The organism is Ferdinandcohnia sp. SAFN-114, assembly GCF_059415045.1.
In genome coordinates this window covers 1-26,317 of record NZ_JBPFDQ010000076.1, presented here as the reverse complement: position 1 = coordinate 26,317, position 26,317 = coordinate 1, and the positions used below count along the sequence as shown (strand labels likewise).

The window sequence follows — 26,317 nt, the reverse complement described above, 5'->3', positions numbered from 1 at the left end:
ATGTCACAATACTTATCTCAAGTATTGCCATTTTGGAGGTGTTTTATATTGTCTCACTATTTTAGGTTAGTCCAAAGGTAACCTCTGAATGGATGATGTTTTCTTTCTTAGCTAATGATTTTGAAGGGGAAAATGTTGATGAATCTGAAGAGGGAATCCTGAAATGGCAAGACATCGGGGACATACCCAATCTGCCGATGGCACCAGGTGATTATCATATTTTAGATTATGTACTTAAAGGTTCTGGGGTCATATATGGGACATTTACATATACACCCGATTTTCAATTACTATCTTATCGATTAGATCCAAGCTAATTTATTCAGTCGAGATTCAAGCACAGACTGCATAAAGTTAGTGCGTCTGGCGGATGCCTCAGATTTTTTAGAGAAAAATTTCAAGCATAAGACATTAAGAACGCCACATTCTGTGACAACGTCTTTGTAAACCCTCGTGTGGATATAGAAAATCTGAGTGCAAATACGCCAAGGCGCATTTATATTAGGGAGGCAAAACAATGAGTGTTGGTTCAACAAGTGAAATACAATTAGTAATAATAACTGGAATGTCAGGTGCCGGAAAAACGGTTGCCATTCAAAGTTTTGAAGATTTAGGGTATTTTTGCGTAGATAACCTACCCCCAACTTTGCTTCCAAAGTTTCTAGAGTTGATGAAAGAATCTGGCGGAAAAATGAATAAAGTTGCACTCGTCATGGACTTACGGGGCCGTGAGTTTTTCGATAGCCTTTTTGCATCACTTGACGAGCTCTCAGAAGTCTCATGGATTTCTCCGCAAATCTTATTCCTTGACGCAAAGGATACGACTCTTGTTACTCGGTATAAGGAAACAAGACGTTCTCATCCTCTTGCTCCGACTGGTTCTCCATTGGAAGGGATACAGGCAGAGCGCGAAATTCTTGATGAACTTAAGGGAAGAGCACAATACATTTATGATACTTCTGAGTTAAAACCAAGAGAATTACGCGAGAAAATCTTAAAGCAATTTGCATCCGAATCAAGACCTACCTTTACAGTCAACGTAATGTCATTTGGTTTTAAATATGGTATTCCTATTGACGCTGACCTCGTGTTTGATGTGCGTTTTCTTCCAAATCCACACTATATCGAAACGATGAGACCGAAAACTGGACTTGAAGATGATGTTTCAGGTTATGTATTAAAATGGACCGAAACACAGAAGTTTATTGAAAAGGTAACCGACTTGCTTGCATTTATGCTTCCTCAATACAAACGGGAAGGTAAAAGTCAGCTTGTTATTGGAATTGGTTGCACAGGTGGACAGCATCGTTCTGTTACGCTTGCCGAATATATCGCAAATCATTTCAAGGATGAATATCAGACCCATGTTTCTCACCGCGATATTGAGAAGAGAAAGGACAAAAAGTAATGACCAAGCCAAAACAACCTAAGATTGTCATCGTTGGTGGGGGAACAGGTCTTTCTGTACTTTTACGAGGGTTAAAATATCTACCTGTTGATATCACGGCAATTGTGACGGTTGCAGATGACGGGGGTTCTTCTGGTCGTCTTCGAGATGAGATGGATATCCCACCGCCTGGTGATATTCGAAACGTATTAGCTGCGTTGTCAGATGTGGAGCCACTAATTGAAGATTTATTTCAACATCGGTTTGCCGGTGGGAATGGATTATCAGGTCATTCCCTGGGGAACTTGATTCTTGCGGCAATGACTACAATTACCGGGGATTTTGTTCACGCAGTTGGTGAAATGAGTAAAGTCCTCAATGTAAGAGGAAAGGTCCTTCCGGCGGCAAATAAAAGCGTCATTCTACATGCTGAAATGGAGGATGGTACTGTTGTTTCAGGAGAATCCAAGATTCCATATTCGGGGAAAAAAATAAAGCGTGTATTTTTAACACCTAGTGATGTAGAACCTCTACAAGAATCGATTGAAAAAATACAACAGGCAGATATGATTATCATTGGTCCTGGTAGCCTCTACACCAGTATTTTACCGAATTTACTTGTACCCAAAATCGGTGAAGAGGTTTTAAAATCGAAAGCAAAAAAAGTTTATATATGTAATGTAATGACACAGGCTGGGGAAACGTTGAATTTTACAGCTAGCGACCATGTTCAAGCTTTGTACGATCATATGGGCGTCAATTTCATTGATACTGTTCTTGTCAATAATGGAGAGATTCCTGAGAATATAAAAGAAAAATATGCAAAAGAGCTAGCAAAACCTGTAGTTTACGACACTGAAAGGCTTTCTGCTTTAGGTTTAGCTATCATCCATGATAAAATTATTTCATACGATAATGGAGTTATCAGACACGACACTACAAAAGTAGCAAACCTGTTATACGATTTGCTCATTAAAAATAAAAAGGGTGATTGAGGGTAAATCACCCACTTTTAAAAAAAGGGAGGTGGAACTGTGTCATTTGCATCAGAGACGAAAAAAGAACTTACAAATTTAGACATCAAAGACTGCTGCGCAAAAGCCGAGCTTTCAGCTTTGATCCGAATGAATGGCGCACTTTCCTTCTCTAACCAAAAAATGGTGGTTGACATCCAAACGGAAAACGCCGCGATTGCGAGAAGAATTTATACACTTCTGAAAAAATGCTATAATGTAGGAGTAGAGCTCCTTGTTCGAAAGAAAATGAGACTTAAGAAGAACAATGTATATCTTGTTCGCCTTATTGAGGATGCAAAGGAAATATTAGAAGACTTGAAGATTTTTGAAGGCTTTTCATTAAGGCAGGAAATTTCTTCGGAATTAGTAGCGAAGAAGTGCTGCAAACGCTCCTATTTACGCGGAGCTTTTTTAGCAGGTGGCTCTGTTAATAACCCAGAAACATCCTCGTACCATCTTGAGATTTTTTCATTATATAAAGAACACAATGACTCACTTTGTGAATTGATGAACGTTTTTGATCTCAACGCTAAAACGTTAGAACGAAAAAAAGGTTTTATCACCTACTTAAAAGAAGCAGAAAAAATCACAGAGTTCCTAAATGTCATTGGTGCGCATCAGGCATTGCTTCGTTTCGAGGATGTTCGAATTGTCCGTGACATGAGAAATTCGGTGAACCGCCTCGTCAATTGTGAAACAGCTAACCTTAATAAAACTATTGGGGCATCGATTCGTCAGGTGGAAAACATTCGATACATTGAAGAAACAGTCGGCCTAGGCATTCTACCCGATAAATTAAGAGAAATTGCGGAGCTTCGCGTCGCCTATCAGGATGTCACACTTAAAGAGTTAGGCGAAATGGTAACATCAGGCCAGATTAGTAAGTCGGGCATTAATCACCGACTTCGAAAAATCGATGAAATTGCTGATAAGCTACGAGCGGGCCAATCTATAAAGTGAGCACATTGCTCACTTGGAGAAAAATAAAGCGTTATCATTTTTAAATAAAATATGAAACCTTTAGAGCTCAACCTACGTATTAATAGGAAATACTAAAAAAAAACACAACTTAAGAATGTACAGAAAAATTTGAGGAGGAAGAAACGAATGGTGGAAAGACAAGTTGAGGTTGCTTTAAGAACGGGGTTACAAGCACGTCCTGCAGCGATGTTTGTTCAGGAAGCAAATAAATTTTCTGCAGATATCTTTTTAGAGAAAGATGGAAAAAAGGTAAATGCAAAAAGTATCATGGGTCTAATGAGCTTAGCAGTTGGCAGCGGTACAACAGTTACATTAATTGCTGATGGAAATGATGAAGAAGCAGCGGTTGAAGCATTAACTGAATTTGTTCAAAAAGAAGCATAAAAAAATCCTCTCACGATTAGATGTGAGAGGATTTTTATTATTTCTTATTTATTGTCTTGTGGGAACATAACCTTGTCGATTAATCCGTATTCCATTGCTTTTTCAGCAGTCATGAAGTTATCGCGGTCAGTGTCTTTTTCAATAATTTCTAGTGGTTGACCAGTACGCTCAGCTAAAATTTTGTTTAGCTTATCACGTAGGAATAAGATACGCTTAGCCGCAATTTCGATTTCAGTTGCTTGCCCTTGTGCTCCACCAAGTGGTTGGTGAATCATAACTTCACTGTTAGGAAGCGCAAAACGCTTGCCTTTTTCACCAGCAGCAAGTAAGAAAGCACCCATAGAAGCAGCCATACCAATACAGATTGTAGAAACCTTTGGCTTAATGAACTGCATTGTGTCATAAATAGCCATACCAGCTGTAATCGAACCACCAGGGCTGTTAATGTATAAAGAAATATCTTTTTCAGGATCCTCAGCTGCTAAGAACAATAACTGAGACACAATTGAGTTAGCAACATTATCATCAATGGCACTTCCAAGCATGATAATACGGTCTTTTAATAAACGTGAGTAAATATCATAGGCGCGTTCTCCACGGTTTGTTTGCTCAATAACTGTAGGGATTAAATTCATTTAACTTCCTCCTTCAAAACAAATTAAAAACTTTACTACTATGTATTTCCATCATACAATTAAGGTCAGTAAAGGTCAAACAATTCGCTTTACTAACTTATCTTATTCTACAAACATTTATGACATACCTTTATCGATGTGAAAAAAACTAAATTTGATACGTATACCATCATAACCGAATTGGAGTGTTTTAAAACATACATCTTGCAATCAAATGCGTTCTAGCCTATAATGATGAGTGCAGTTTCTATTCAGACATGCCCTCGTAGTGTAGTGGATAGCACAAGAGATTCCGGTTCTCTTATCGTGGGTTCGAATCCTGCCGAGGGCGCTAATGAAGAAAGGACCAGAGTAAAATCTGGTCCTTTTTGCGTATTATGGTATTGGTACCTTTTTTCGTAAAATAGTTGAGGGGGGACACAAACGCATGAATCGTACCCTTACGAGCCGGAAATCGAGCCAAAAGGGAACACAATCGTGCTAATCGTACCCTTACAAGTCAGAAATCAACCTAAAAGGTAATGTAAACGCGAATCATACCCTCATCAGCAAACAATCAGACTACGTTGGCATAGATATCCCCCGCCCATCACGTCGCCAAAATTCCAACTCCAAATCGCTAATTATCCTTATACCCTAATGTTCCTTCGTACACATCCTCGTCAACTGGGTTCACAGCCCACATTGTTTGAATGGGATCAAATTCAATTGCGAACTCTTCGTTGTTTTTCGCTTTTTTTGCTTCATCCAAAGTCCCCGTCACCGGGCCGGTATACATAATCTCATTTTTTTTCAATTCAAATCACCTCTTTAAAGTAGATTCTTTCAAAAAATGAATAAAAATGCGTGCTAAAATTTAACTTTTTCGATACCATAGAAGTAAGCTAAAATTAGCGATAGAACCTCTTCGATAAAATGAGGTTGTTCATTACAATAAGAAAAGTAAACGCTTCCATTTAATACAACTCAGGGGAAGGGGGAAAACGAGAGTGAATATGCAAACTGGACTTTTTCAACAGCAATCATTAAAGCTAGTCATGACAAAGGAGCTAACTCAAGCTATAACTCTTTTACAATACTCTTCTTTGGATCTGACTAAATTTCTAGAAGAGCAAACATTAGAAAATCCCCTAATAGAAGTAAAACAAACGGATTTTAATAGAGTAATGAAATCAAAGGTCAAAAATGAATCCTATACAAATCCGATTGACTATATTGGAAAAAAAGAAACAACCCTTTATGAACATTTGCTTACACAACTTTCATATATGAAAGTGAACACCGAAAAAAAGCGAACGATGGAGTATATAATTCAACTTTTGGATAGCAACGGTTATCTGTATTTTCCGGAGGAGGAGATTGCAAAGGACCTTAATACCGATACAGAAACCATCGAAAGTGCAATTCACTATATTCAAAGTCTAGATCCGATTGGGGTAGGGGCAAGGTCCTTACAGGAATGCCTACTTCTACAACTCAGGAAATTGCCAAAGCGGAATAGTCTTGCTGAAACAATTATTCAGGACTATTTTGAAGAATTCGCAGAAAAGTCCTGGAAGGAAATCGCAAAGCAACTTGATGTAAAGCTCTTTGATATTCAACAGATTTTTGACTTTATCCAAACTCTTCAGCCGAGACCAGGTGCAGCTTTTCATGGAGGAGAAGCACAATATATTGTTCCTGACTTTGATATTCAAGTTGAAAATGGTGCTGTCATCATGAACATGCACGATTCATATTTACCAAAGGTTTCGTTGAATCTTCAGTATTACCAACATTTCATACAAGAAAAAGATTCAAAAACTAAATCCTATCTTCAAGAAAAAGTGGACCAGTGCCAATGGATTATGAGAAGTTTGGAGCAGAGAAAACTCACCTTACAAAATGTCATGAACGAAATCATCAATCGCCAACTGGACTTTTTTCTAAAAGGACCAGCTCATCTAAAACCGCTTATAATGAGTGATGTTGCACAAAGTTTAGACATTCATGAATCAACTGTAAGCCGTGCAGTAAAAGATAAATTTGTGCAAACTCCATTTGGTATCTTCGAAATGAAATATTTCTTTAGTCGCAACATCCAGACAACGGGTTCAACCGACACGTCATCAACTCAGGTTAAGAACGTTTTAAAAGAGTTGATTGATGAGGAAAATAAACAAAAGCCTTTGTCAGACCAGGATATTGTCAGTATACTTAAGGAGGAGCATGGTATTCTTGTGTCCAGAAGAACAATTGCAAAATACCGTGATCAATTAAATATACCATCTTCATCGAAGCGAAAAAGATACAGCAAGTAGATTGGAAGTGTAACAGTTGAGACGCATTCAAGTCACCATGTATTCAAAAGATAATTGCTCCCTTTGTACAAAAGCGAGGCGGGTTATCGAGGAATTAAGTGAGGAATTTCCATTAGAACTCAATGAGGTTGATATTTATAAAGATGATGAACTTCTTGAAAAATATCAAATCATGATTCCGGTTATCGAAATTGACGGAAACGAAGTGGAGTATGGGATTATCCATAAAGAAGTCATTCAAGAGTATCTAAGTAAATATTTAAAATAATCTGACTGCCTAAAAAATAGGCAGTTTATTTATTGCATTCTTTTAAAAGTACTGGTACTATAGAAAATGTAACACGGCGATATACAAACTTTATTCAATACTGAATAAAGTATGCCTCCGGCGGATGCCACAGATTTTCAAAGGAAATTTTTCGAGCAAGCACGAAAAAATCTGGGCGCAAATACGCCAAGGCGTATTTGATTTAACGAGTTGTTTTTTTTTACTGTAAGCGGGACATAATATGTCACAGCGGGACAAAAACAGTCCCTTATAGTAAAAAGGGGAAATGAATAAATGAGTTCGATTATTGAGGTACAACAAAAATTATTACCTGATTTACTAGAGGTTATGCAGAAACGCCATGAGATCCTCAAATACATACGACTTATGCAGCCGATTGGAAGAAGGAATCTTTCTACGAGTCTTGGTCATAGCGAACGTGTCCTCCGTGGTGAAGTTCAATTTTTAAAAGAACAAAACCTTGTTGACTTTAGTACGGCTGGAATGAGCTTAACAAGTGAGGGTGCTGAACTATTAAAGGACCTTGAGGATGTCATGAAGGAAGTTTTAGGTTTACGGGTTTTAGAATCACAGCTTAAGGAAAAGTTAAAGATAAAAGGTGTAATTGTCGTTTCTGGCGATAGTGACACAACTCCTTGGGTGAAAAAAGAAATGGGGAGAGCTTGCGTTTCAAGAATAAAACAAAGGCTTTCTGGAGAAAATATCGTCGCAGTTACTGGTGGTACAACCCTCGTTGAGGTCGCAGAAATGATGACCCCAGATTCGAAAGGGCGAAGTATATTATTTGTTCCAGCAAGAGGTGGACTAGGAGAACGAGTAGAAAATCAAGCAAATACCATTTGCGCAAAGATGGCCGAAAAAGCTTCTGGTGATTACCGTCTCCTCCATGTACCTGATGTTGTGAGCAATGAAGCGTATCAATCCTTTGTGGCCGAACCATCGATTCGGGATGTCCTGAATTTGATTAAATCGTCAAGTATGGTCGTTCACGGAATAGGAGACGCTATTACAATGGCTAAGCGGCGTAAAACAGATGAAGAGGACATGAAAAAAATCATTGAATCTCATGCAGTCGCAGAGGCTTTTGGGTATTATTTTGACGAAGATGGGAAAGTGGTCCATCGGGTTCAAACAATTGGCATCCAGCTAGAAGGTCTGAACGCAATTCACGATGTGATTGCCGTAGCTGGTGGAGCTTCGAAGGCAACAGCCATTCAAGCATACTTAAAGCAGGCGCCTGAGACACTGTTAATAACAGATGAAGGTGCAGCGAAAGAGTTAATAAAGGGGTAAATCAACCTCTTAAATAATATTTTTTTAGGTTTCACATACAAAAGGAGGAAATCAAAAATGGCAGTAAAAGTTGGTATTAATGGTTTTGGACGTATTGGTCGTAACGTATTACGTGCGGCTCTAAAAAATCCAAATGTTGAAGTAGTAGCAGTAAACGATTTAACAGATGCAAATATGTTAGCACATCTATTAAAGTATGATACAGTTCATGGTGTTCTTAATGCAGAAGTATCTGTTAATGGAAACAACCTTGTTGTTAATGGAAAAGAGATCTTAGTTAAAGCTGAGCGCGACCCAGCTCAACTTGGTTGGGGAGACCTTGGAGTTGAGGTAGTTATTGAATCAACTGGTCGTTTCACTAAGCGTTCTGATGCAGCAAAACATATTGAAGCTGGTGCAAAGAAAGTTATCATTTCTGCTCCTGCAACTGATGAAGATATTACTATCGTTATGGGTGTTAACGAAGATAAGTACGATGCAGCAAGCCATGACGTAATTTCTAATGCTTCTTGTACAACAAACTGTTTAGCTCCATTTGCTAAAGTTCTAAATGAAAACTTTGGAATTAAGCGTGGTATGATGACAACTGTTCACTCTTACACAAATGACCAACAAATCCTTGACTTACCACATAAGGATTACCGTCGTGCTCGTGCAGCAGCTGAAAACATTATCCCAACATCTACTGGTGCTGCAAAAGCTGTTTCTCTAGTATTACCTGAATTAAAAGGTAAATTAAACGGTGGAGCAATGCGTGTTCCAACTCCAAACGTGTCTCTTGTAGACTTAGTAGCTGAGTTAGAAAAAGACGTAACTGTTGAGGAAGTAAATGCTGCATTACGCAAAGCTTCTGAAAATGAATTAAACGGAATTATGGGTTACAGTGAAGAGCCACTTGTTTCAAGTGACTACAACGGAAATTCAAATTCTTCAACTATCGATGCTCTTTCAACAATGGTTATGGAAGGCAGCATGGTAAAAGTTATCTCTTGGTATGACAACGAAAGTGGTTACTCTCACCGTGTAGTTGACCTTGTAGATTACATCGCATCAAAGGGTCTGTAATTTTATTCAGCAGGAGTACCCCTCCTGAATAAAATTAAGCCTCCGGCGGATGCCACGATTTTTTAATGGTAACTTTTCGAGCGTGCTCGAAAAAAATAGGGCGCAAATACGCCGAGGCGTATTTGATTAAGTTAACCGTTTGATTAGTATGTCATATTAGTCAATTAGTAAAACACATTGTTCTTTTAAACTAAAGCAACAACCACTATAATAGAACTTGTGAAGGGAAGGGAATGTTCCCTTCCCTTTTTGATGTCTATATGAGATGCTAATTACCGCTAGGATACTTTGTGCTTAGGGCACATGTTTTTTACCAATATTACATAGAACGGAGGCCTTCCCTGTGAATAAGAAATCAGTTAGAGATATGGATGTAAAAGGCAAGCGAGTTTTTTGTCGAGTTGATTTTAACGTTCCAATGCAAGATGGTCAGGTAACTGATGAGACTCGTATTCGTGCAGCATTACCAACAATTGAGTACCTTCGTAAAGAAGGGGCAAAGGTCATTTTAGCGAGTCACCTTGGTCGTCCGAAAGGTAAAGCTGTGGATGAGCTTCGTTTAGATCCAGTTGCTAAGCGTTTAGGCGAACATTTAGGTATCGAAGTTCGCAAAACAAATGAAGCATACGGTCCAGAGGTTGAACAAACCATCTCAGAGATGAACGAAGGCGATGTTCTTTTACTTGAAAACGTTCGTTTTTACCCTGGAGAAGAAAAGAATGATCCAGAGCTAGCAAAACATTTTGCATCACTTGCTGATGTGTATGTAAATGACGCATTCGGTGCCGCTCACCGTGCACATGCTTCAACAGCTGGGATCGCTGAACACATACCAGCAGTAGCAGGTTTCTTAATGGAAAAAGAAATCGAAGTATTGGGTAAAGCACTTTCTAACCCAGAGCGTCCTTTCACTGCAATTATTGGTGGTGCGAAAGTTAAGGACAAAATTGGTGTTATCGAAAACCTCCTAGAAAAAGTAGATAACTTAATCATTGGTGGAGGACTTGCTTATACATTCGTAAAAGCTCAAGGTCACGAAATCGGTAAATCACTTTTAGAGGAAGATAAGATTGATCTTGCTACCCAATTCATGAACAAAGCAAAAGAAAAAGGCGTTAATTTCTATATGCCTGTTGATGTAAAAGTTGCAGACGACTTCTCAAATGATGCTAACACTAAAATTGTTTCAATCGAAGAGATTCCTAGCGATTGGGAAGCACTTGATATTGGACCAAAAACAGCTGAACTTTACAGAGATGTTATCCTAAACTCTAAACTTGTCATTTGGAACGGACCAATGGGTGTATTTGAATTAGATGCATTCGCTAACGGAACAAAAGCCGTTGGTCAAGCACTAGCTGATGCTACTGATACATACTCAATTATTGGTGGCGGTGACTCTGCAGCAGCAGTTGAGAAATTCGGCCTAGCTGATAAAATGAGCCACATTTCAACTGGTGGTGGAGCATCGCTAGAATTTATGGAAGGTAAAGAGCTTCCAGGAGTCGTACTACTTAACGATAAATAAAAAAATAAGTGCAACTAGTTTTCAATGTCTAGTTCCAGGCGCTTCGGCTCTCGGGTCTAAGCCAATCGCTTCGGAAGGTAAAAAGACACCTTCTGTCAGCGCTCGTCTTATGCTTGTTACCTAAGACTGTGCGCCGTGCACTTTTCTAATCGAAAGGGATGGTGAACATGAGAAAGCCAATCATTGCAGGAAACTGGAAAATGAATAAGGTTCTTTCTGAAGCAGTTCATTTTGTAGAAGAAATTAATGGTCTAATTCCATCACCAGAAAAGGTTGATTCTGTTGTTTGTGCGCCAGCACTATTTTTAGAGCGCCTAGTTGCAAACGTAAAAGCAGGAAACTATGACCTTAAAATTGGTGCGCAAAATATGCACTTTGAAGAAAGCGGAGCATTTACAGGAGAAATCAGCCCTGTAGCTTTAAAGGATCTAGGTGTTGACTATGTCATCCTTGGTCACTCTGAGCGCCGTGAAATGTTCGCTGAAACTGATGAGACAGTGAATCAAAAAACACTTGCAGCATTTGCTCATGGATTAGTTCCAATCGTATGCTGTGGTGAAACATTAGAGCAACGTGAAGCAGGCCAAACAAATGACTTAGTTGGAACACAAATTCAAAAGGCATTAGCAGGTCTTACAGCTGAACAAGCGAAAGAAGTTGTCATTGCCTATGAACCAATCTGGGCAATCGGAACAGGTAAATCTTCTTCAGCAGAAGATGCTAACGAAGTTTGTGCACATATCCGTAAAGTAGTAGCTGAACAATTCTCTGCTGATGTAGCAGATGCTGTTCGCATTCAATACGGCGGAAGTGTTAAACCAGAAAACATTAAAGAATACATGGCACAACCAGATATTGATGGTGCTCTAGTTGGTGGAGCTAGTCTTGATGCTTCCTCTTTTGTTAAGCTTTTGGAGGCGCAGAAGTAATGAGTAAATCTCCAGTTGCACTAATCATTTTAGATGGTTTTGCTTTTCGCGATGAAGTAAAAGGAAATGCAGTTGCTCAAGCAAACAAACCAAATTTTGATCGTTTTTGGAACCAATACCCACACGCTACTTTACAGGCAAGTGGCGAGGCTGTTGGTTTACCAGAAGGCCAAATGGGGAATTCAGAGGTAGGACACTTAAATATCGGTGCAGGCCGAGTTGTTTACCAAAGCTTAACTCGTGTTAATGTTGCGATTCGCGATCATGAATTTGAGCAAAACGAAACATTCCTTGATGCGATGAAACATGTAAAGGAAAATGGAACTGCCCTCCACCTATTCGGTTTATTATCAGATGGCGGTGTACATAGTCACATTGATCATCTATTTGCATTGTTACGACTTGCTGCATCAGAAGGCGTTGAAAAAGTATATATTCATGGCTTTTTAGATGGAAGAGACGTGGGTCCTCAAACCGCGAGAATATATCTAGAACAGCTTGATGAAAAAATAAAAGAATACGGTGTTGGTGAAATCGCAACCTTGTCTGGCCGTTATTATTCAATGGACCGTGACAAACGTTGGGAGCGCGTTGAAAAGTCATACCGTTCAATGGTTTACGGAGAAGGTCCAACATATAAAAATGCATTTGAACTTGTCGATGATTCCTATGCAAATGGCATTTACGATGAATTCGTTCTACCATCTGTCATTGTAAAAGAAGATGGTTCACCAGTTGCAACGATTCAAGACAATGATGCGGTGATCTTTTATAATTTTAGACCAGACCGTGCCATCCAAATTTCAAATACGTTTACAAATGAAGACTTCCGTTCATTTGATCGTGGACCAAAGCATCCAAACAAGCTATTCTTTGTGTGCTTAACTCACTTCAGTGAAAGTGTAGATGGATACGTGGCATTCAAGCCAACGAATCTCGATAACACTTTAGGGGAAGTACTTTCACAAAATGGTTTAAAACAGCTTCGCATTGCGGAAACTGAAAAATATCCTCACGTTACTTTCTTTATGAGTGGTGGACGTGAAAAGGAATTCCCTGGTGAAACTCGTATTTTAATTAACTCACCAAAAGTGGCAACCTATGACCTTAAGCCAGAAATGAGTGCTTATGAGGTAAGGGATGCACTTTTACAAGAAATTGCAGATGATAAGCATGATGCAATTATCTTAAACTTTGCAAACCCAGATATGGTTGGACACTCAGGCTTACTTGAGCCAACGATTAAAGCTATTGAAGTAGTAGATGAGTGCTTAGGAGAAGTAGTTGATGCCATTGTTGCTAAAGGTGGAGCAGCCATCATCACAGCTGACCATGGTAACTCTGATGAGGTTGTTACCCTTGAAGGCAATCCAATGACTGCACATACTACGAATCCAGTACCTGTGATTGTAACAAAAGAAGGTTTTGCATTACGAGAAGACGGAATCCTAGGAGACTTAGCACCAACCATGCTTGACCTACTAGGTATTCAAAAATCAGCTGAAATGACTGGAAACAGCTTACTTAAGAAATAAAAGTAACTGATTCATTTTTAAAAGAACGACCTAATAAACTATTTTTTAATCGAAAAGGAGAGATTTTATTATGTCAATTATCATAGATGTATACGCTCGTGAAGTATTAGATTCTCGTGGAAATCCTACAGTTGAAGTTGAAGTATATACTGAGTCCGGCGCATTTGGCCGTGCTTTAGTACCAAGTGGTGCTTCAACTGGTGAATATGAAGCAGTTGAGCTTCGTGATGGCGATAAGAGCCGTTACCTTGGAAAAGGTGTACAAACAGCTGTTAACAATGTTAATGAAATCATTGCTGCAGAAATCATCGGTTTCGACGTAACTGACCAAGTTGCAATCGACCGTGCATTAATTGAGCTTGATGGCACAGAAAACAAAGGTAAATTAGGTGCAAACGCAATTCTTGGTGTATCTATGGCAGCGGCTCGTGCAGCAGCTGACTTCCTTGAAATTCCTTTATACCAATACCTTGGTGGCTTCAACTCAAAAACTCTTCCAGTACCAATGATGAACATCATCAACGGTGGAGAGCATGCGGATAACAACGTTGACATTCAAGAATTCATGGTTATGCCTGTTGGTGCAGAAAGCTTCAAAGAAGCACTTCGCATGGGCGCAGAAATTTTCCACAACCTAAAAGCAGTTTTACAAGCAAAAGGCTTAAACACAGCTGTTGGTGATGAAGGTGGATTTGCTCCAAACCTTGGTTCAAACGAAGAAGCTCTACAAACAATCGTAGAAGCAATTGAAAAAGCTGGTTACAAGCCAGGCGAGCAAGTACGTCTTGCAATGGATGCAGCATCTTCTGAGTTCTACAACAAAGAAGACGGTAAATACCATCTTAAAGGGGAAGGTAAAGTTCTTTCTTCTGAAGAAATGGTTGCATTCTACGAAGATCTTGTTTCAAAATACCCAATCATCTCTATTGAAGATGGTTTAGACGAGAACGACTGGGAAGGTCACAAGCTTCTAACTGAGCGCCTAGGTAAAAAAGTTCAGCTAGTTGGTGACGATCTATTTGTTACAAATACAAAGAAACTTTCTGAAGGTATTGAAAGAGGCGTAGGTAACTCAATCCTTATCAAAGTAAACCAAATCGGTACATTAACTGAAACATTTGATGCAATCGAAATGGCAAAACGCGCAGGCTACACTGCAGTTATCTCTCACCGTTCTGGTGAAACAGAAGACAGCACAATCGCTGACATCGCAGTTGCTACAAACGCTGGCCAAATCAAGACTGGTGCTCCATCACGTACTGACCGTGTTGCGAAATACAACCAATTACTACGTATTGAAGACAATCTTGGAGAAACAGCTCAATACAACGGATTAGCATCTTTCTACAACCTAAGAGGTTAATCTCATAAAAGGAAAACGACAAGCTTAGTGGCTTGTCGTTTTTTTTTGCTGAATTGTGGTTTCGCGGTTAAACACACAACCCTGAGAGCGTAAAGAGGTATGGATTATCCTAGAACTTTCCAGATTAGTGCCCGCAAAGAACATAAAGAGGACCGGTGTTTCCTAGAACCTTCCAGACTCGAACCCGCAAAGAACATAAAGAGGATCAGTGTTTCCTAGAACTTTCCAGATTCGTACCCGCAAAGAACATAAAGAGGACCGATGTTTCCTAGAACCTTCCAGACTCGAACCCGCAAAGAACATAAAGAGGATCGGTGTTTCCTAGAACCTTCCAGACTCGAACCCGCAAAGAACATAAAGAGGATCAGTGTTTCCTAGAACTTTCCAGACTCGTACCCGCAAAGAACATAAAGAGGACCGGTGTTTCCTAGAACTTTCCAGATTCGTACCCGCAAAGAACATAAAGAAGACTGCATTTTCCTAAAAATACCCAGATTCGCACTCGTTAAGCACGAATAAAGATGAAGAATCTCCTCAAAACATGGAGCACGACTTCTAACTACTTTTCTTTCTTCGGCTGCTGCTTCTTTTGCTTATCTTGCTGTGTATTCTCACCTAAATAATTCGCTTTGTGTTTTTTCTGTTCTTTTACCATTTCATCAAAATCCCAATTGATCACTTATCATCATCCCTTTCAAGGTAGTCAACCTTAATATGGACGTTAACAGCCCAAATCATGAAGTGAATCCTTGGAAAAAACTACGACATATTGTAGTTCCATATATTAGGTTTGAAAAAAATGTAAAGTCAGAAAATGCAGTATTGTCCACTTTGTATTTTTATGGTACATTTATACTAACGTCATATGCGTTCTCGTTCAGGAGGTGTAGTTTTATATGTTGCATGGAGTATTTGTTACATTATTAGTAATCGTATGTATCGCGTTGATCGTAGTGGTCTTATTACAATCCGGTAAAAGCGCAGGTCTATCTGGCGCTATCTCTGGTGGTGCTGAGCAGTTATTCGGAAAGCAAAAGGCTCGTGGACTTGACGCAGTTTTACACCGAATTACAGTTGTCTTAGCGGTATTATTCTTTGTTCTTACAATTGCAGTATCATACTTTGAACTATAAAACTATTCAAAAGTAGGTTAGACAGTAGATGTCTAGCCTTTTTTATTGCGTATAAAAAGGTCTTTCATGTACGATAGTAGAATACCGAAAAAATGCGCAAAATAAACATATTGGATGTCGAAAAATAATAATTCAAAAATTCGACGAATCAGAAGCAAGAAGGTCAAGGAACTAGCTGCTTGAGGACCGGAGTGAGGCGACTACATAGAATATTCTTCCATGCAGCCTTGTGCTGAGGAATTTACATTCTAGAATGAACGAGTAGACGCAAGCACATATACATGGTACTCGTTCCATCTTTGGTTAAAATCTTGCAGAGATTCGCAGCTTATCATTTGGCGAATTTTTGAATACCATCATAAAGGAGTTATACATAATGAAGATCAAACTACCTCAACCTTTCCTATTTGAAGGTGGAGAAAAGGCTGTTTTATTACTACATGGTTTTACAGGAAATTCGGCAGATGTTCGAATGCTCGGCCGTTTCCTTGAAAATAGAGGCTATACCTGTCATGCACCCATATACAAAGGACATGGTGTTCCACCGGAAGAATTAGTCCATACCGGTCACGAGGATTGGTGGAAGGACGTCATGAATGGCTATCAGTTTTTAAAAGACAAAGGCTACGAAAATATTGCTGTTGCAGGATTGTCACTTGGTGGGGTATTTTCGTTAAAATTGGGATACACTGTACCTATAAAAGGGATAGTGACGATGTGTGCGCCTATGTATTTAAAAAGCGAAGAGGTCATGTATGAGGGTGTTGTTGAGTATGCACGGGAATATAAGCGATTTGAAGGGAAATCACCTGAACAAATCGAGCAAGAAATTGAAGAATTTAAGAAGACCCCGATGAATACGTTAAAAGCATTGCAAAACCTAATCGCAGAAGTGCGGGATAATGTCGATATGATTTATTCGCCTACTTTTGTTGCACAGGCTCGTCATGACAAAATGATAAATCCTGATAGTGCGAATATTATATATGAAGCAGTTGAAAATGATTTTAAAAAGATTAAATGGTACGAAGAGTCAGGACATGTCATTACCCTAGACAAAGAACGTGACCAACTGCATGAGGATGTGTATGCATTTTTAGAGCAGTTAGATTGGTAACGGGAGGGAAAAAAATGGAACAAGATATCCAAAAACATATTAATCAATTATTGGACTTTATGAAGGAAGAAGCCTACAAGCCATTAACTGTTCAGGAACTTGAGGAGGCTTTCGGAATTAAAGGTTCGGAGGATTTTAAGGACTTTGTCAAAGCTCTTGTGGTAATGGAAGAACAGGGCTTAGTCGTTCGAACTCGAAGTAATCGCTACGGTCTTCCGGAAAAAATGAACCTTGTTAGAGGAACTCTTACTGGGCATGCGAAAGGTTTTGCATTTGTGATGCCGGAAGATAAGACAATGGATGATGTATTTATTCCACCAAATGAATTAAAGAATGCAATGCATGGTGATACCGTTCTTGTTCGAATAAGCACGGAGTCTTCTGGTCAACGCAAAGAAGGCACCGTTGTTCGGATTATTGAACGCGGCGTGAAAACAATTGTAGGTACATATACGGAAAGTAAAAGCTTTGGATTCGTTATTCCTGATGATAAAAAAATTGCCAATGACATCTTCATTCCGAAGCAGGCATCACATGGTGCAATTGAGGGACATAAGGTTGTCGTCAAGCTTGTCACATATCCTGAAGGGAGAATGAGTGCGGAAGGAGAAGTAGTTGAAATTTTAGGTCATAAAAATGACCCTGGAATCGATATTCTTTCGGTTATTCATAAGCATGGCCTTCCACAGGAATTTCCAAGGGATGTATTAGAACAGGCAAACAATACACCAGATACGATCGATCCAAAAGATCTCGAAGATCGACGCGATTTACGAAATGAAGTTATAGTTACTATCGATGGTGCCGATGCTAAAGACTTAGATGACGCTGTAACAGTTACAAAGCTTGAGAATGGCAATTACAAGCTAGGTGTGCATATTGCTGACGTTACCCATTATGTAACAGAAGGTTCGCCTATTGATAAGGAAGCGAGTGACCGCGGAACTAGTATTTATCTTGTCGATCGCGTGATTCCGATGATTCCACATCGTTTATCCAATGGGATTTGTTCATTAAATCCAAAGGTTGATCGTCTAACATTATCATGTGAGATGGAGGTTGACCAAAACGGTGCTGTTGTTAAACATGATATTTTCCAAAGTGTTATTAAAACGACGGAACGGATGACGTATTCGGATGTAAACAGCATTCTTGTAGACAAAGACGAAGAACTAAGAACACGTTATGAGCCACTCGTTCCTATGTTTGAAGATATGGAACAACTTGCTACAATTCTTCGTGAAAAACGAATGAAACGTGGCGCGATTGACTTTGATTTTAAAGAAGCAAAGGTTCTTGTGAACGAAGAAGGCGCACCATATGATGTCGTCTTAAGGGAGCGTTCCGTGGGTGAACGATTAATTGAAGAGTTCATGCTACTTGCAAACGAAACAGTTGCTGAGCATTTCCATTGGATGAATGTGCCGTTTATTTACCGAATTCACGAGGATCCTAATGAAGAGAAGTTAAGACGTTTCTTAGAATTCATTACGAACTTTGGCTATCTTGTAAGAGGAGCTGGAAATTCAATTCATCCTCGTGCATTACAGGAAGTCATTGAAGCAGTTCAGGGTAAACCTGAGGAAATGGTTGTTTCAACCGTCATGTTGCGTTCAATGAAACAAGCAAAATACGATCCAGAAAGCGTGGGTCACTTTGGATTATCAACTGATTTTTATACACATTTCACGTCGCCAATTCGACGTTATCCAGACTTAATCGTTCATCGATTGATCCGTACCTATTTAATTCAAGGAAAGCTAGACAATGCCACTCAGGATAAATGGAAGGAAAAACTTCCGGATATTGCTGAGCATTCCTCCAATATGGAACGTCGTGCAGTTGAAGCTGAACGTGAAACAGATAGCATGAAAAAAGCAGAGTACATGATGGATAAAATCGGTGAGGAATACGATGGCATCATAAGTTCTGTTACAAACTTTGGAATGTTTGTTGAGCTTCCAAATACAATTGAAGGACTCGTTCACGTAAGTTATTTAACAGATGACTATTACCGGTATGACGAAAGAAGTTACGCGATGATTGGAGAACGGACCGGGAATGTATTCCGCATAGGTGATGAAATTACGGTTCGTGTTATCAACGTAAATAAGGATGAGCGTTCTGTTGACTTTGAGGTTGTCGGCATGAAAGGAAGCCGTCGCAAGTTTTCGAAGGAACAACCTACGATTATTAAATCCGAAAAAAGAAGAGGTCGATCTAGTTCGAATGATGACAAGAAGAGCGACCGTAATAACGATGGCGAATGGTCAACTCGCAAACCACGTAAGAAAAAGAAGAATTTTGATAATGTACCTTCTCAGAAAAATAAGAAACGCAAGAAGAGAAGATAACCTAAAGTACTCCACAAGTGTGGAGTGCTTTTTTATGCTGGGCTTTTGAATAGTGTTTGTTTAATTTAATAGGTGGTGGATTCATGGCATGGATGTATTTCTATGCTAAAAAGGCAATTAGTAAGCAACAGACTCAGGGGTGTGGGTCCATGAATTATTTTATGTTATTGAGTCGAGCCCTTGCCTTGTGATGTTGTCCAATTTTTGTTAAAATATAAGGTACCGTGTTAAGGGGGAAATCAATATGCCAAAAGGTGCAGGCAAGGTAATCGCACAAAACAAAAAAGCCAATCATGATTATTTTATTGAAGAAACCTATGAAACAGGAATTGTTCTTCAAGGGACAGAAATTAAGTCTCTTCGAAATGGCAGAGCCAATTTGAAGGATTCATATGCCCGTGTTCATAACGGTGAAGTATTCCTGTACAACATGCATATTAGCCCTTATGAGCAAGGTAACCGATATAATCATGAACCGCTGCGTACACGTAAGCTTCTACTTCATAAAAAAGAGATTAACAAACTAATTGGTCTTACAAAGGAAGAAGGCTATGCGCTTGTTCCAATTAAAATCTATTTAAAAAATGGGTATGCAAAGCTTTTATTAGGTCTTGGTAAAGGTAAGAAAAAGTACGACAAACGTGAAGATCTGAAGAAAAAAGAAGCGAAACGTGACATCGAACGTGCTTTCAGAGAACGACAAAAGATGTAACTTTATTCAGCAGTAGTTTACAAACTCTAATTTATTGATAGATGAATCAAAAGTTTAACGAATAATCAAAGTTACGGCATAACTGAATAAAGTTAGCCTCCGGCGGATGCCACAGATTTTTTAAATGTAATTTTTCGAGCGTGCTCGAAAAAAATCAGGGCGCAAATACACCGATGTGTATTTGATTCACGTAACTTACAATAACTTACAATTGAAATTGTAAGTACATGTGCTATAATAAGACATGTGGTTGACAATTGAATAGTCAACGAAAGCAAAAACACTTCATCCGAAACACCCAGATAACTGGTGATTAAGTTCATCATTATCATTTAAGAATGTTTGGCGAATTAGAAGCAAGAAGGTCAAGGAAGCGAAGTGAGTGAGAACCGGAGCGTATTAGACATACGTGAGGATTTGAACGAGCAAGCTGACGAAGAGATTCACCGCTTATCATTCGACATATGGGGACGCTACGGATTCGACAGGGGTAGTTTGAGCTTAAGTTGCGAGTCGAGGGGATCGGCCTCGTTAAAACGTCAACGCCTATAACTGGCAAAGAAAACAACAACTTCGCTTTAGCTGCTTAATAACAGTCTATAGCGGTTCCTCCCTCCATCGCCCATGTGGTAGGGTCAGGGACTCACTTTAAGTGGGCTACGCCGGAGTTCGCCGTCTGAGGACGAAGGAAGAGAACAACCAGACTAGCTGCTTGGAAGCCTGTCGATAGGCTGAAAAGTTAGCGAAATGCTAATATATCGACTACACTCGTAGAAGCTTAAGTGCCAATATCTTTGGACGTGGGTTCGATTAGTAATTAGTCGCCTTATGTGGTAACACATAAGTGATAATCCGGCTTTATCGGTGAAACCTAAGTCGTACTTGATGCGATAAGGCAATGCCGAGCGGTATGTAGAGTAATCTATCAGCCGTGTATCGACTTATAGGCTGCCATGAATCATGGTAGTACTAGGATGCGAAATCCTACCTGACTAGGTACAAATTATATTTCGCATAATACGCCGGAGGACCTGATAACTTCTTCAGGTTCAAGATATAGTCAGTGCCATGACGAAAGCATGGAATAGCACGTCCCACCGTCTCCACCAAATACATATACTTGGTGGTTAAATACGAAATTGTGATTTGAAACATAATTTTGCCGGTTTGGCAATGAAATGCTTCAATAATCATTAGGCAAAAATATGCTTCAATACTCTAGGAACTGTAAGCAGCAATGCTTACAGTTTTTTTATGAAATGAAATCGTTGCTATATGTTTTAAACAGATAAGAGGTTTTTTATTAAACAGTTTTGAGTGAAGCCCTTAAATATTAAGTTATTTGAACATTAGGTACTCTTCAAGTTCACTCTCGAAGTTTTCATATTTGTTTAAGGGGGTCCTGATCAATTCCATATTTTTTAATAAATTCCTGTCTACCACTAAAACAATCATTACATAGTGTTATAAGATTCTCTTCAGCTGAACTTCCACCTAACTCTATAGGGGTTATATGATAAACATTAAGACTTTTCTCTGGTTTTTTCCCACCACACATTTGACATAAAAAGGCATCTCTTACAAACACCTCTACTCTTGTAATAGCATTAATTGGCGACTCATATTTGAGGTAGTTCCCCTTAATTTCATCACCAATAAATTCATATATTTTAAAAAATTGATTAAGTTTATCCATAGTATCTTGACTTGGCTTATGAACACCTCTTTCAATCTTACCAAGTTGTGAGAAACTTATTCCGGTTAATTCTTCGACTTGTTTTAAAGTTAAGGATCTTTCCTTTCTTAATCTACGGACTAAATTCCCAAAATCCATATTGAAAACACCATCCTCTCTTTTATTATTGTATCTAATCTTGACTTTAGTGTAAAAAAAATATATATTTGTCGTGAAACGACAAATATTGTCGTTGTTGTACTAAAAAAATATAAAACACCCTCGAATAAAACTTCTATTTAATGGAAATTTTACCCCTTAAGAAAGAGGGTGTTTTAGAATGAACGAATTAGAAAATAATGGATTTCTACCAAGAAGCAAACTATTTAGTATTGAACCTATTGGATTAGGTACACCATATGTTGAATCTTTAACAAGCTATATTTCTCGTTTAGCAGATTATCATTGTGTTTTTACTGGTGTACTCTTATCAAAACTTCTTGCTCTCTATTTGGATAAGTATTATATAACTGCTATTGGAAGTAGGGGAGGAAATGGATTTTATGATTCATCTAGTGGAGTAAATGGAATTGGAACACTGGCAAGTGATTTTGTGGAAGTAATTGAGAATTTAACAAGTAGAAGTAATTTAAAAATGTTAACACTTTTATCCTGGGCTAGTATTACCTCAACCAGAAATTTGCTGGACATAAAGAAAAAGTGGTGTCCTTATTGCTTCGATGAATTATTTGCGACCGGACAACAAATATATGAACCGCTTATCTGGTGTTTTAAGGAGAGCAAGAATTGTTTAAAACACAATATTCCTTTACATACATCATGTGAAAAATGTGAAATAAAAATGAACCCTCTATCAAGAAATTCTAAACCTGGTTATTGCGATAATTGCAGAAGCTGGTTAGGAAATGAGGGGGAAATTAGCCATAGTATTACCCATCAGTTATCTAAAAGTATTGAAATAAACATCGGGAAAATTCTAGAAGTTACTACTTTAACAGAAAGTGAATTTCATTTTAATCAGGATATGGTATCTATATCTTTAAAATATTATTTACATTCAGTGTTTAATGGAAATATTAAAGCCTTTTCTCGATTTGCTGAAATTCCTTATAGTACTTTTCGATATTGGCTTAAAGGGGAAAATATACCACAATTTTCAATTCTAAATTCCATTTGCAATAAGCTTGAAATTGATATTATGGATTTCTTTGAAATGAAACTAATTGATTCATTAAATATTAATAATATAAAACAGGAAGATATGACCTGTTCATTAAATGAAAGGAAGCGATTTGACCATGAAAAAATTAAAAAGATTTTACTTAACGAAATCAATAACCCTGAATGCAATTCTTTGTCCCAAATAGCAAAAATGATTGGCTGCGACCGTAGACTACTATCAAGGATGCACCCAATCGAATCTAAAAAAATTGTGGAGAATTACCAGAACAATATTGTATCGAAAAAAATCGAAAGACAAGAAAGAACAAAACAAAAATTGGTTGAAACTTTTGAGAAGCTCAAAGAGAGAAACATTTACCCAAGTAGAAGAGTTGTTGAAAAAGAACTTGGGGGAAACCTTTTGCTAAAAGAAAGTTTCATTAGAGAAACTTGGGGTGAACTAAAACAAACTTATGATTAACTGTTAGCTTTATTCATAACTTGAGGAGGGTAATTCTTGAACGAAAAAGACTTTAGTAAATGGATTAAAGGAAAACATATTACTCAGGATGCATTAAAAATCATACAGAATATCAGAAGTTCAGAACCATCAAGAAAAGTTAGAAGTAATGGAAAGAATGTTCGAGGATTCTACCCTAGTAAAAAAATGGGAGTTACTATTCAGTTTGAAAGCCACAAATTAGAATTGGCAGGCATATACGAGAAAGAGCATGACCCAAAAGTTATAGAATATTATGATCAACCCCATTCTTTTAAAATAAAATATGATATGCCAGATGGTTCCAAGAAAAAATCAGTTGGTCATATGTACACCCCTGATTTCTTTACTATTGAAGATGACTGGATAGGTTGGGAAGAGTGGAAAACAGAAGAAAAATTAATTGAATTATCTCAAAAAAATCCAAATCGATATTGTAAAGATGAAGATGGAAGGTGGAGGTGTCCTCCAGCAGAGGAGTATGCAAAACAGTTTGGACTTTCTTTCAGAATAAGATCATCAAAGGAAATCAATTGGATTTTTCAAAGAAATATAAGGTTTTTAGAGGATTATCTTTTAGATGAAAATCCATCTGTATCAACTGAGTCTACTTTGATAATTAAAAAAATATTACAAAATAAGCCAGCAACTATGTTAGAAGATCTTCTTAATGATCAGTCTACTTATACAGCAGACGATATTTATACATTAATTGCAATAGATGAAGTTTATGCAGACATTAATAACTACTTAATAATTGATTTTGATAAGTTTCCTGTTTTTCTAAACAAGAATACTTTTGAGGCATACAGAAATTTAGAAAAGTCCTATAAACCATTGTTGCTAGAGCCAAGTACTGTTGATATTCAAATAGGAAATAAGGTTAATTGGGATGGTGTGGTTTGCACTATTTTGAACATTGGAGAAAGTGAAGTATCTCTCTTAAATAATTATGAAGAAATAACCAGCCTTCCAAAAACTGTTTTTGAGAACTTAATTAAGGAGGGTTCCATAAAGGGAATCAATACATATATTGAATCTGATAAAGATAAGGAAGTTAATAATATTATTAGAAGTGCAGATGAAAGAGACTTAGCAGACGCAAATCGAAAGTATTTTGTTGTCCAAGGAATGTTAAATGGAGGAACTTACTCTGATTTTGAACCAAAGGAAAGAACAATCAGAGACTGGATGAAAAAATTTCGTGATGCCGAAAAAATTTATGGACATGGATATGTAGGCCTAATCTCAAATAGAAAAAATCAAGGAAATAGAACTTCTAGATTTCAAGAAGAAATATATGAATTAATGGATCATTATATTTTGGATGATTTCGAAACTATCATTCAGAAAAATGCTCATACAGTTTATAACTCTTTTAAAAACGCATGTAAAAAGAAGGGTTATGAAATACCAAGCTTTAATACTTTTTTAAAGAGGGTTAAAAATCGTCCTATTCATATCCAAACAAAGAAAAGGGAAGGTTCAAAATCAGCATATAAAACAGAACCTGTTTATTTGGAGCTAAGAATGACTACACCAAGACATGGAGATCGACCTTTTGAAATTTGTCATATTGACCACACAGTATTGGATATAGAATTAATTTGTTCCGAAACTGGAGAAAATCTTGGAAAGCCATGCATTACTATAATGATTGATGCATTTTCAAGAAGAATTTTAGCATTTTATTTAACATTCGATCCACCGAGTTATAGATCTAATATGATGGTAATGAGAGAGTGTGTAAAAAGATACTCAAGATTACCGGATACTATAATTGTAGATGGAGGTACCGATTTTCAAAGTGTATATTTTGATACTTTAATTGCAAGATATGGTAAAGGAAAAAAAGTAAGACCTGGGGCCAAACCACGTTTCGGTAATGTTTGTGAGAGGCATTTTGGTGTTACTAATGAAGTATTTATTCATAATTTGTTAGGTAATACAAAAGTAATGAAAAACTTTAGACAAGTTACAAAAGAGGTTAATCCAAAGATTCATGCAGTTTGGACATTAGAGGACTTAAATTTAATGTTAGAAGAATGGTACTACGAGGTATACGATAGCGCTGAACACAGTACACTTATGGATAGCCCGAGGGAAACATTTATTAAGAGAATTGCGAAAACTGGGGAGCGTAAAAAGACATTTATTAAAAATGATGAAACATTTAAAATGCTAACTTTACCATCGACAAAAAAAGGAACTGCAAAGGTTATTCCAGGACAAGGTGTTAAAATAAATTATTTTTATTATTTTGCGGAGATTCTTTTACATCCTGAAATAGAAGGTACAAACGTTCCAGTAAGGTATGATCCATTTAATATTGGGATTGCCTATGCCTATGTGAAGAACTATTGGGTAGAATTGACTTCAGAACATTATATAAATTTAGCAAATCGGACTGAAAAAGAATTGAAGTTAGTAACTGCCGAAATACGTAAAAAGAAGAAAATATTTGGATTAAAGAAAGATATCTCTAGTTCTCAAATTGTTGAGTTTTTGGAAAGTGCAGAAGCGTATGAACTTTTAAAAATTCAACATCTAAAGGACAATGCAGTTAAGAAATCTCTATATGTAATTACAGGTGGAAAAACTAACAATAAAGAAACTGATAAAACTAAATCTAATAAAACTAAATCTAATAACACTTCTAAGACCAAATCTGAGAAACCTGACACTAACCTTGTACTCGTTGACAAACAAAAAAATCATTCGTATCTAAATATACTTGAGGAAATGGAAGAACAAAATTCTTTTAAAGATTATAAGGAGTTATAGTAATGGTCCGGAGATTTCCAGAAGAACTTTTAGAACAACCTTTGAAAGTTAGACACAAATATTTTGAGGACTATACTATTTGATACTATGTCAAGAAAATAGACACAGATTTTTCTACCGCGCTTTCGCTTGGTAGCCTTCATAAAAAAGTTTAAA

The 26,317-nt window shown here is 37.7% G+C and carries 21 protein-coding genes, 1 tRNA gene, 1 other RNA gene and 1 pseudogene; 21 read left to right on the top strand and 3 right to left on the bottom strand.

The features are described from left to right. Positions 1-74 precede the first annotated feature (74 nt). The 5 genes and pseudogenes from ACR65M_RS20405 to ACR65M_RS20385 all read left to right on the top strand — a co-directional run. Positions 75-317, top strand: a pseudogene (locus ACR65M_RS20405) (NUDIX hydrolase); the annotation flags it as partial. A 200-nt stretch (positions 318-517) separates the two neighbouring features. Then, positions 518-1,408, top strand: coding sequence for an RNase adapter RapZ (gene rapZ, locus ACR65M_RS20400; RefSeq protein ID WP_121446330.1), 891 nt, complete (start codon positions 518-520; stop codon positions 1,406-1,408). After that, entirely contained in the window at positions 1,408-2,382 is a 975-nt protein-coding gene (gene mgfK, locus ACR65M_RS20395) for a gluconeogenesis morphogenetic factor MgfK (protein ID WP_440274245.1), read from the top strand. Before rapZ ends, mgfK begins: the two co-directional genes overlap by 1 nt. 39 nt (positions 2,383-2,421) lie before the next feature. Further along, positions 2,422-3,363 (top strand): DNA-binding protein WhiA, encoded by a 942-nt coding sequence (gene whiA, locus ACR65M_RS20390; RefSeq protein WP_121446328.1) that lies wholly within the window; start codon positions 2,422-2,424, stop codon positions 3,361-3,363. Positions 3,364-3,510: 147 nt separating this feature from the next. Further along, positions 3,511-3,768, top strand: coding sequence for an HPr family phosphocarrier protein (locus ACR65M_RS20385; protein WP_121446327.1), 258 nt, complete (start codon positions 3,511-3,513; stop codon positions 3,766-3,768). Positions 3,769-3,812: 44 nt separating this feature from the next. On the opposite strand, the gene clpP is transcribed toward ACR65M_RS20385, so the two are convergent. Further along, positions 3,813-4,403 carry an ATP-dependent Clp endopeptidase proteolytic subunit ClpP gene (gene clpP, locus ACR65M_RS20380; RefSeq protein WP_341330358.1) on the bottom strand — a complete coding sequence of 197 codons (591 nt, stop codon included), beginning with the start codon at positions 4,401-4,403 and terminating at the stop codon, positions 3,813-3,815. A gap of 259 nt (positions 4,404-4,662) precedes the next feature. Between clpP and ACR65M_RS20375 the strand changes: the two genes are divergently transcribed. Continuing rightward, positions 4,663-4,734 (top strand) — tRNA-Arg (locus tag ACR65M_RS20375). A 288-nt stretch (positions 4,735-5,022) separates the two neighbouring features. On the opposite strand, the gene ACR65M_RS20370 is transcribed toward ACR65M_RS20375, so the two are convergent. Continuing rightward, the gene (locus tag ACR65M_RS20370; RefSeq protein ID WP_440274244.1) at positions 5,023-5,199 is read right to left on the bottom strand and encodes a hypothetical protein; all 177 of its coding nucleotides are present in this window, start codon (positions 5,197-5,199) and stop codon (positions 5,023-5,025) included. Between the two features lie 199 nt (positions 5,200-5,398). Here ACR65M_RS20370 and rpoN point away from each other — a divergent pair, with 199 nt between their 5' ends. The 13 genes from rpoN (at position 5,399) to ssrA (ending at position 20,834) form a co-directional block, all read left to right on the top strand. Then, on the top strand, positions 5,399-6,703 hold the full coding sequence (rpoN, locus tag ACR65M_RS20365; RefSeq protein WP_341333488.1) for an RNA polymerase factor sigma-54: 1,305 nt from the start codon (positions 5,399-5,401) through the stop codon (positions 6,701-6,703). 25 nt (positions 6,704-6,728) lie between these two features. Continuing rightward, a complete protein-coding gene (locus ACR65M_RS20360; RefSeq protein ID WP_341333489.1) occupies positions 6,729-6,971 on the top strand; it encodes a glutaredoxin family protein in 243 nt (80 codons plus the stop codon). A gap of 294 nt (positions 6,972-7,265) precedes the next feature. Continuing rightward, a complete protein-coding gene (locus ACR65M_RS20355) occupies positions 7,266-8,285 on the top strand; it encodes a sugar-binding transcriptional regulator (protein WP_341330360.1) in 1,020 nt (339 codons plus the stop codon). Between the two features lie 57 nt (positions 8,286-8,342). Continuing rightward, entirely contained in the window at positions 8,343-9,350 is a 1,008-nt protein-coding gene (gene gap / locus ACR65M_RS20350; protein ID WP_440274243.1) for a type I glyceraldehyde-3-phosphate dehydrogenase, read from the top strand. A gap of 343 nt (positions 9,351-9,693) precedes the next feature. Further along, a complete protein-coding gene (locus tag ACR65M_RS20345) occupies positions 9,694-10,878 on the top strand; it encodes a phosphoglycerate kinase (RefSeq protein ID WP_440274242.1) in 1,185 nt (394 codons plus the stop codon). 167 nt (positions 10,879-11,045) lie between these two features. Further along, complete coding sequence (gene tpiA / locus ACR65M_RS20340; RefSeq protein ID WP_440274241.1) at positions 11,046-11,807, top strand: triose-phosphate isomerase; 762 nt, start codon at positions 11,046-11,048, stop codon at positions 11,805-11,807. Beyond that, positions 11,807-13,342 (top strand): 2,3-bisphosphoglycerate-independent phosphoglycerate mutase, encoded by a 1,536-nt coding sequence (gene gpmI / locus ACR65M_RS20335; RefSeq protein WP_440274240.1) that lies wholly within the window; start codon positions 11,807-11,809, stop codon positions 13,340-13,342. Before tpiA ends, gpmI begins: the two co-directional genes overlap by 1 nt. A gap of 70 nt (positions 13,343-13,412) precedes the next feature. Next, on the top strand, positions 13,413-14,705 hold the full coding sequence (gene eno, locus ACR65M_RS20330; RefSeq protein WP_099352520.1) for a phosphopyruvate hydratase: 1,293 nt from the start codon (positions 13,413-13,415) through the stop codon (positions 14,703-14,705). Between the two features lie 899 nt (positions 14,706-15,604). Further along, on the top strand, positions 15,605-15,838 hold the full coding sequence (gene secG, locus ACR65M_RS20325) for a preprotein translocase subunit SecG (RefSeq protein ID WP_121446491.1): 234 nt from the start codon (positions 15,605-15,607) through the stop codon (positions 15,836-15,838). A 376-nt stretch (positions 15,839-16,214) separates the two neighbouring features. Continuing rightward, positions 16,215-16,955 (top strand): alpha/beta hydrolase, encoded by a 741-nt coding sequence (locus ACR65M_RS20320; RefSeq protein ID WP_440274239.1) that lies wholly within the window; start codon positions 16,215-16,217, stop codon positions 16,953-16,955. 14 nt (positions 16,956-16,969) lie between these two features. Then, entirely contained in the window at positions 16,970-19,309 is a 2,340-nt protein-coding gene (gene rnr, locus ACR65M_RS20315; protein ID WP_440274238.1) for a ribonuclease R, read from the top strand. A 244-nt stretch (positions 19,310-19,553) separates the two neighbouring features. Beyond that, the gene (smpB, locus tag ACR65M_RS20310; protein WP_099361583.1) at positions 19,554-20,021 is read left to right on the top strand and encodes an SsrA-binding protein SmpB; all 468 of its coding nucleotides are present in this window, start codon (positions 19,554-19,556) and stop codon (positions 20,019-20,021) included. 474 nt (positions 20,022-20,495) lie between these two features. Then, positions 20,496-20,834: a transfer-messenger RNA gene (ssrA, locus tag ACR65M_RS20305) on the top strand. Between the two features lie 568 nt (positions 20,835-21,402). Here ssrA and ACR65M_RS20300 read toward each other — a convergent pair. Further along, positions 21,403-21,855, bottom strand: coding sequence for a helix-turn-helix domain-containing protein (locus ACR65M_RS20300; protein ID WP_440274237.1), 453 nt, complete (start codon positions 21,853-21,855; stop codon positions 21,403-21,405). Between the two features lie 181 nt (positions 21,856-22,036). On the opposite strand from ACR65M_RS20300, the gene ACR65M_RS20295 reads away from it, so the two are divergent. Both ACR65M_RS20295 and ACR65M_RS20290 read left to right on the top strand, forming a co-directional pair. Beyond that, entirely contained in the window at positions 22,037-23,359 is a 1,323-nt protein-coding gene (locus ACR65M_RS20295; RefSeq protein WP_440274236.1) for a TniQ family protein, read from the top strand. Positions 23,360-23,395: 36 nt separating this feature from the next. After that, positions 23,396-26,161 carry a TnsB C-terminal domain-containing protein gene (locus ACR65M_RS20290; protein WP_440274235.1) on the top strand — a complete coding sequence of 922 codons (2,766 nt, stop codon included), beginning with the start codon at positions 23,396-23,398 and terminating at the stop codon, positions 26,159-26,161. Positions 26,162-26,317: the final 156 nt, after the last annotated feature.

What these genes read in the sequence shown, in the direction of transcription:
- rapZ (WP_121446330.1), top strand. Translation starts at nt 518, where the DNA reads ATGAGTGTTGGTTCAACAAGTGAAATACAATTAGTAATAATAACTGGA.
- mgfK (WP_440274245.1), top strand. Translation starts at nt 1,408, where the DNA reads ATGACCAAGCCAAAACAACCTAAGATTGTCATCGTTGGTGGGGGAACA.
- ACR65M_RS20385 (WP_121446327.1), top strand. Translation starts at nt 3,511, where the DNA reads ATGGTGGAAAGACAAGTTGAGGTTGCTTTAAGAACGGGGTTACAAGCA.
- clpP (WP_341330358.1), bottom strand. Translation starts at nt 4,403, where the DNA reads ATGAATTTAATCCCTACAGTTATTGAGCAAACAAACCGTGGAGAACGC.
- rpoN (WP_341333488.1), top strand. Translation starts at nt 5,399, where the DNA reads ATGCAAACTGGACTTTTTCAACAGCAATCATTAAAGCTAGTCATGACA.
- ACR65M_RS20355 (WP_341330360.1), top strand. Translation starts at nt 7,266, where the DNA reads ATGAGTTCGATTATTGAGGTACAACAAAAATTATTACCTGATTTACTA.
- gap (WP_440274243.1), top strand. Translation starts at nt 8,343, where the DNA reads ATGGCAGTAAAAGTTGGTATTAATGGTTTTGGACGTATTGGTCGTAAC.
- tpiA (WP_440274241.1), top strand. Translation starts at nt 11,046, where the DNA reads ATGAGAAAGCCAATCATTGCAGGAAACTGGAAAATGAATAAGGTTCTT.
- gpmI (WP_440274240.1), top strand. Translation starts at nt 11,807, where the DNA reads ATGAGTAAATCTCCAGTTGCACTAATCATTTTAGATGGTTTTGCTTTT.
- eno (WP_099352520.1), top strand. Translation starts at nt 13,413, where the DNA reads ATGTCAATTATCATAGATGTATACGCTCGTGAAGTATTAGATTCTCGT.
- ACR65M_RS20320 (WP_440274239.1), top strand. Translation starts at nt 16,215, where the DNA reads ATGAAGATCAAACTACCTCAACCTTTCCTATTTGAAGGTGGAGAAAAG.
- rnr (WP_440274238.1), top strand. Translation starts at nt 16,970, where the DNA reads ATGGAACAAGATATCCAAAAACATATTAATCAATTATTGGACTTTATG.
- smpB (WP_099361583.1), top strand. Translation starts at nt 19,554, where the DNA reads ATGCCAAAAGGTGCAGGCAAGGTAATCGCACAAAACAAAAAAGCCAAT.
- ACR65M_RS20300 (WP_440274237.1), bottom strand. Translation starts at nt 21,855, where the DNA reads ATGGATTTTGGGAATTTAGTCCGTAGATTAAGAAAGGAAAGATCCTTA.
- ACR65M_RS20295 (WP_440274236.1), top strand. Translation starts at nt 22,037, where the DNA reads ATGAACGAATTAGAAAATAATGGATTTCTACCAAGAAGCAAACTATTT.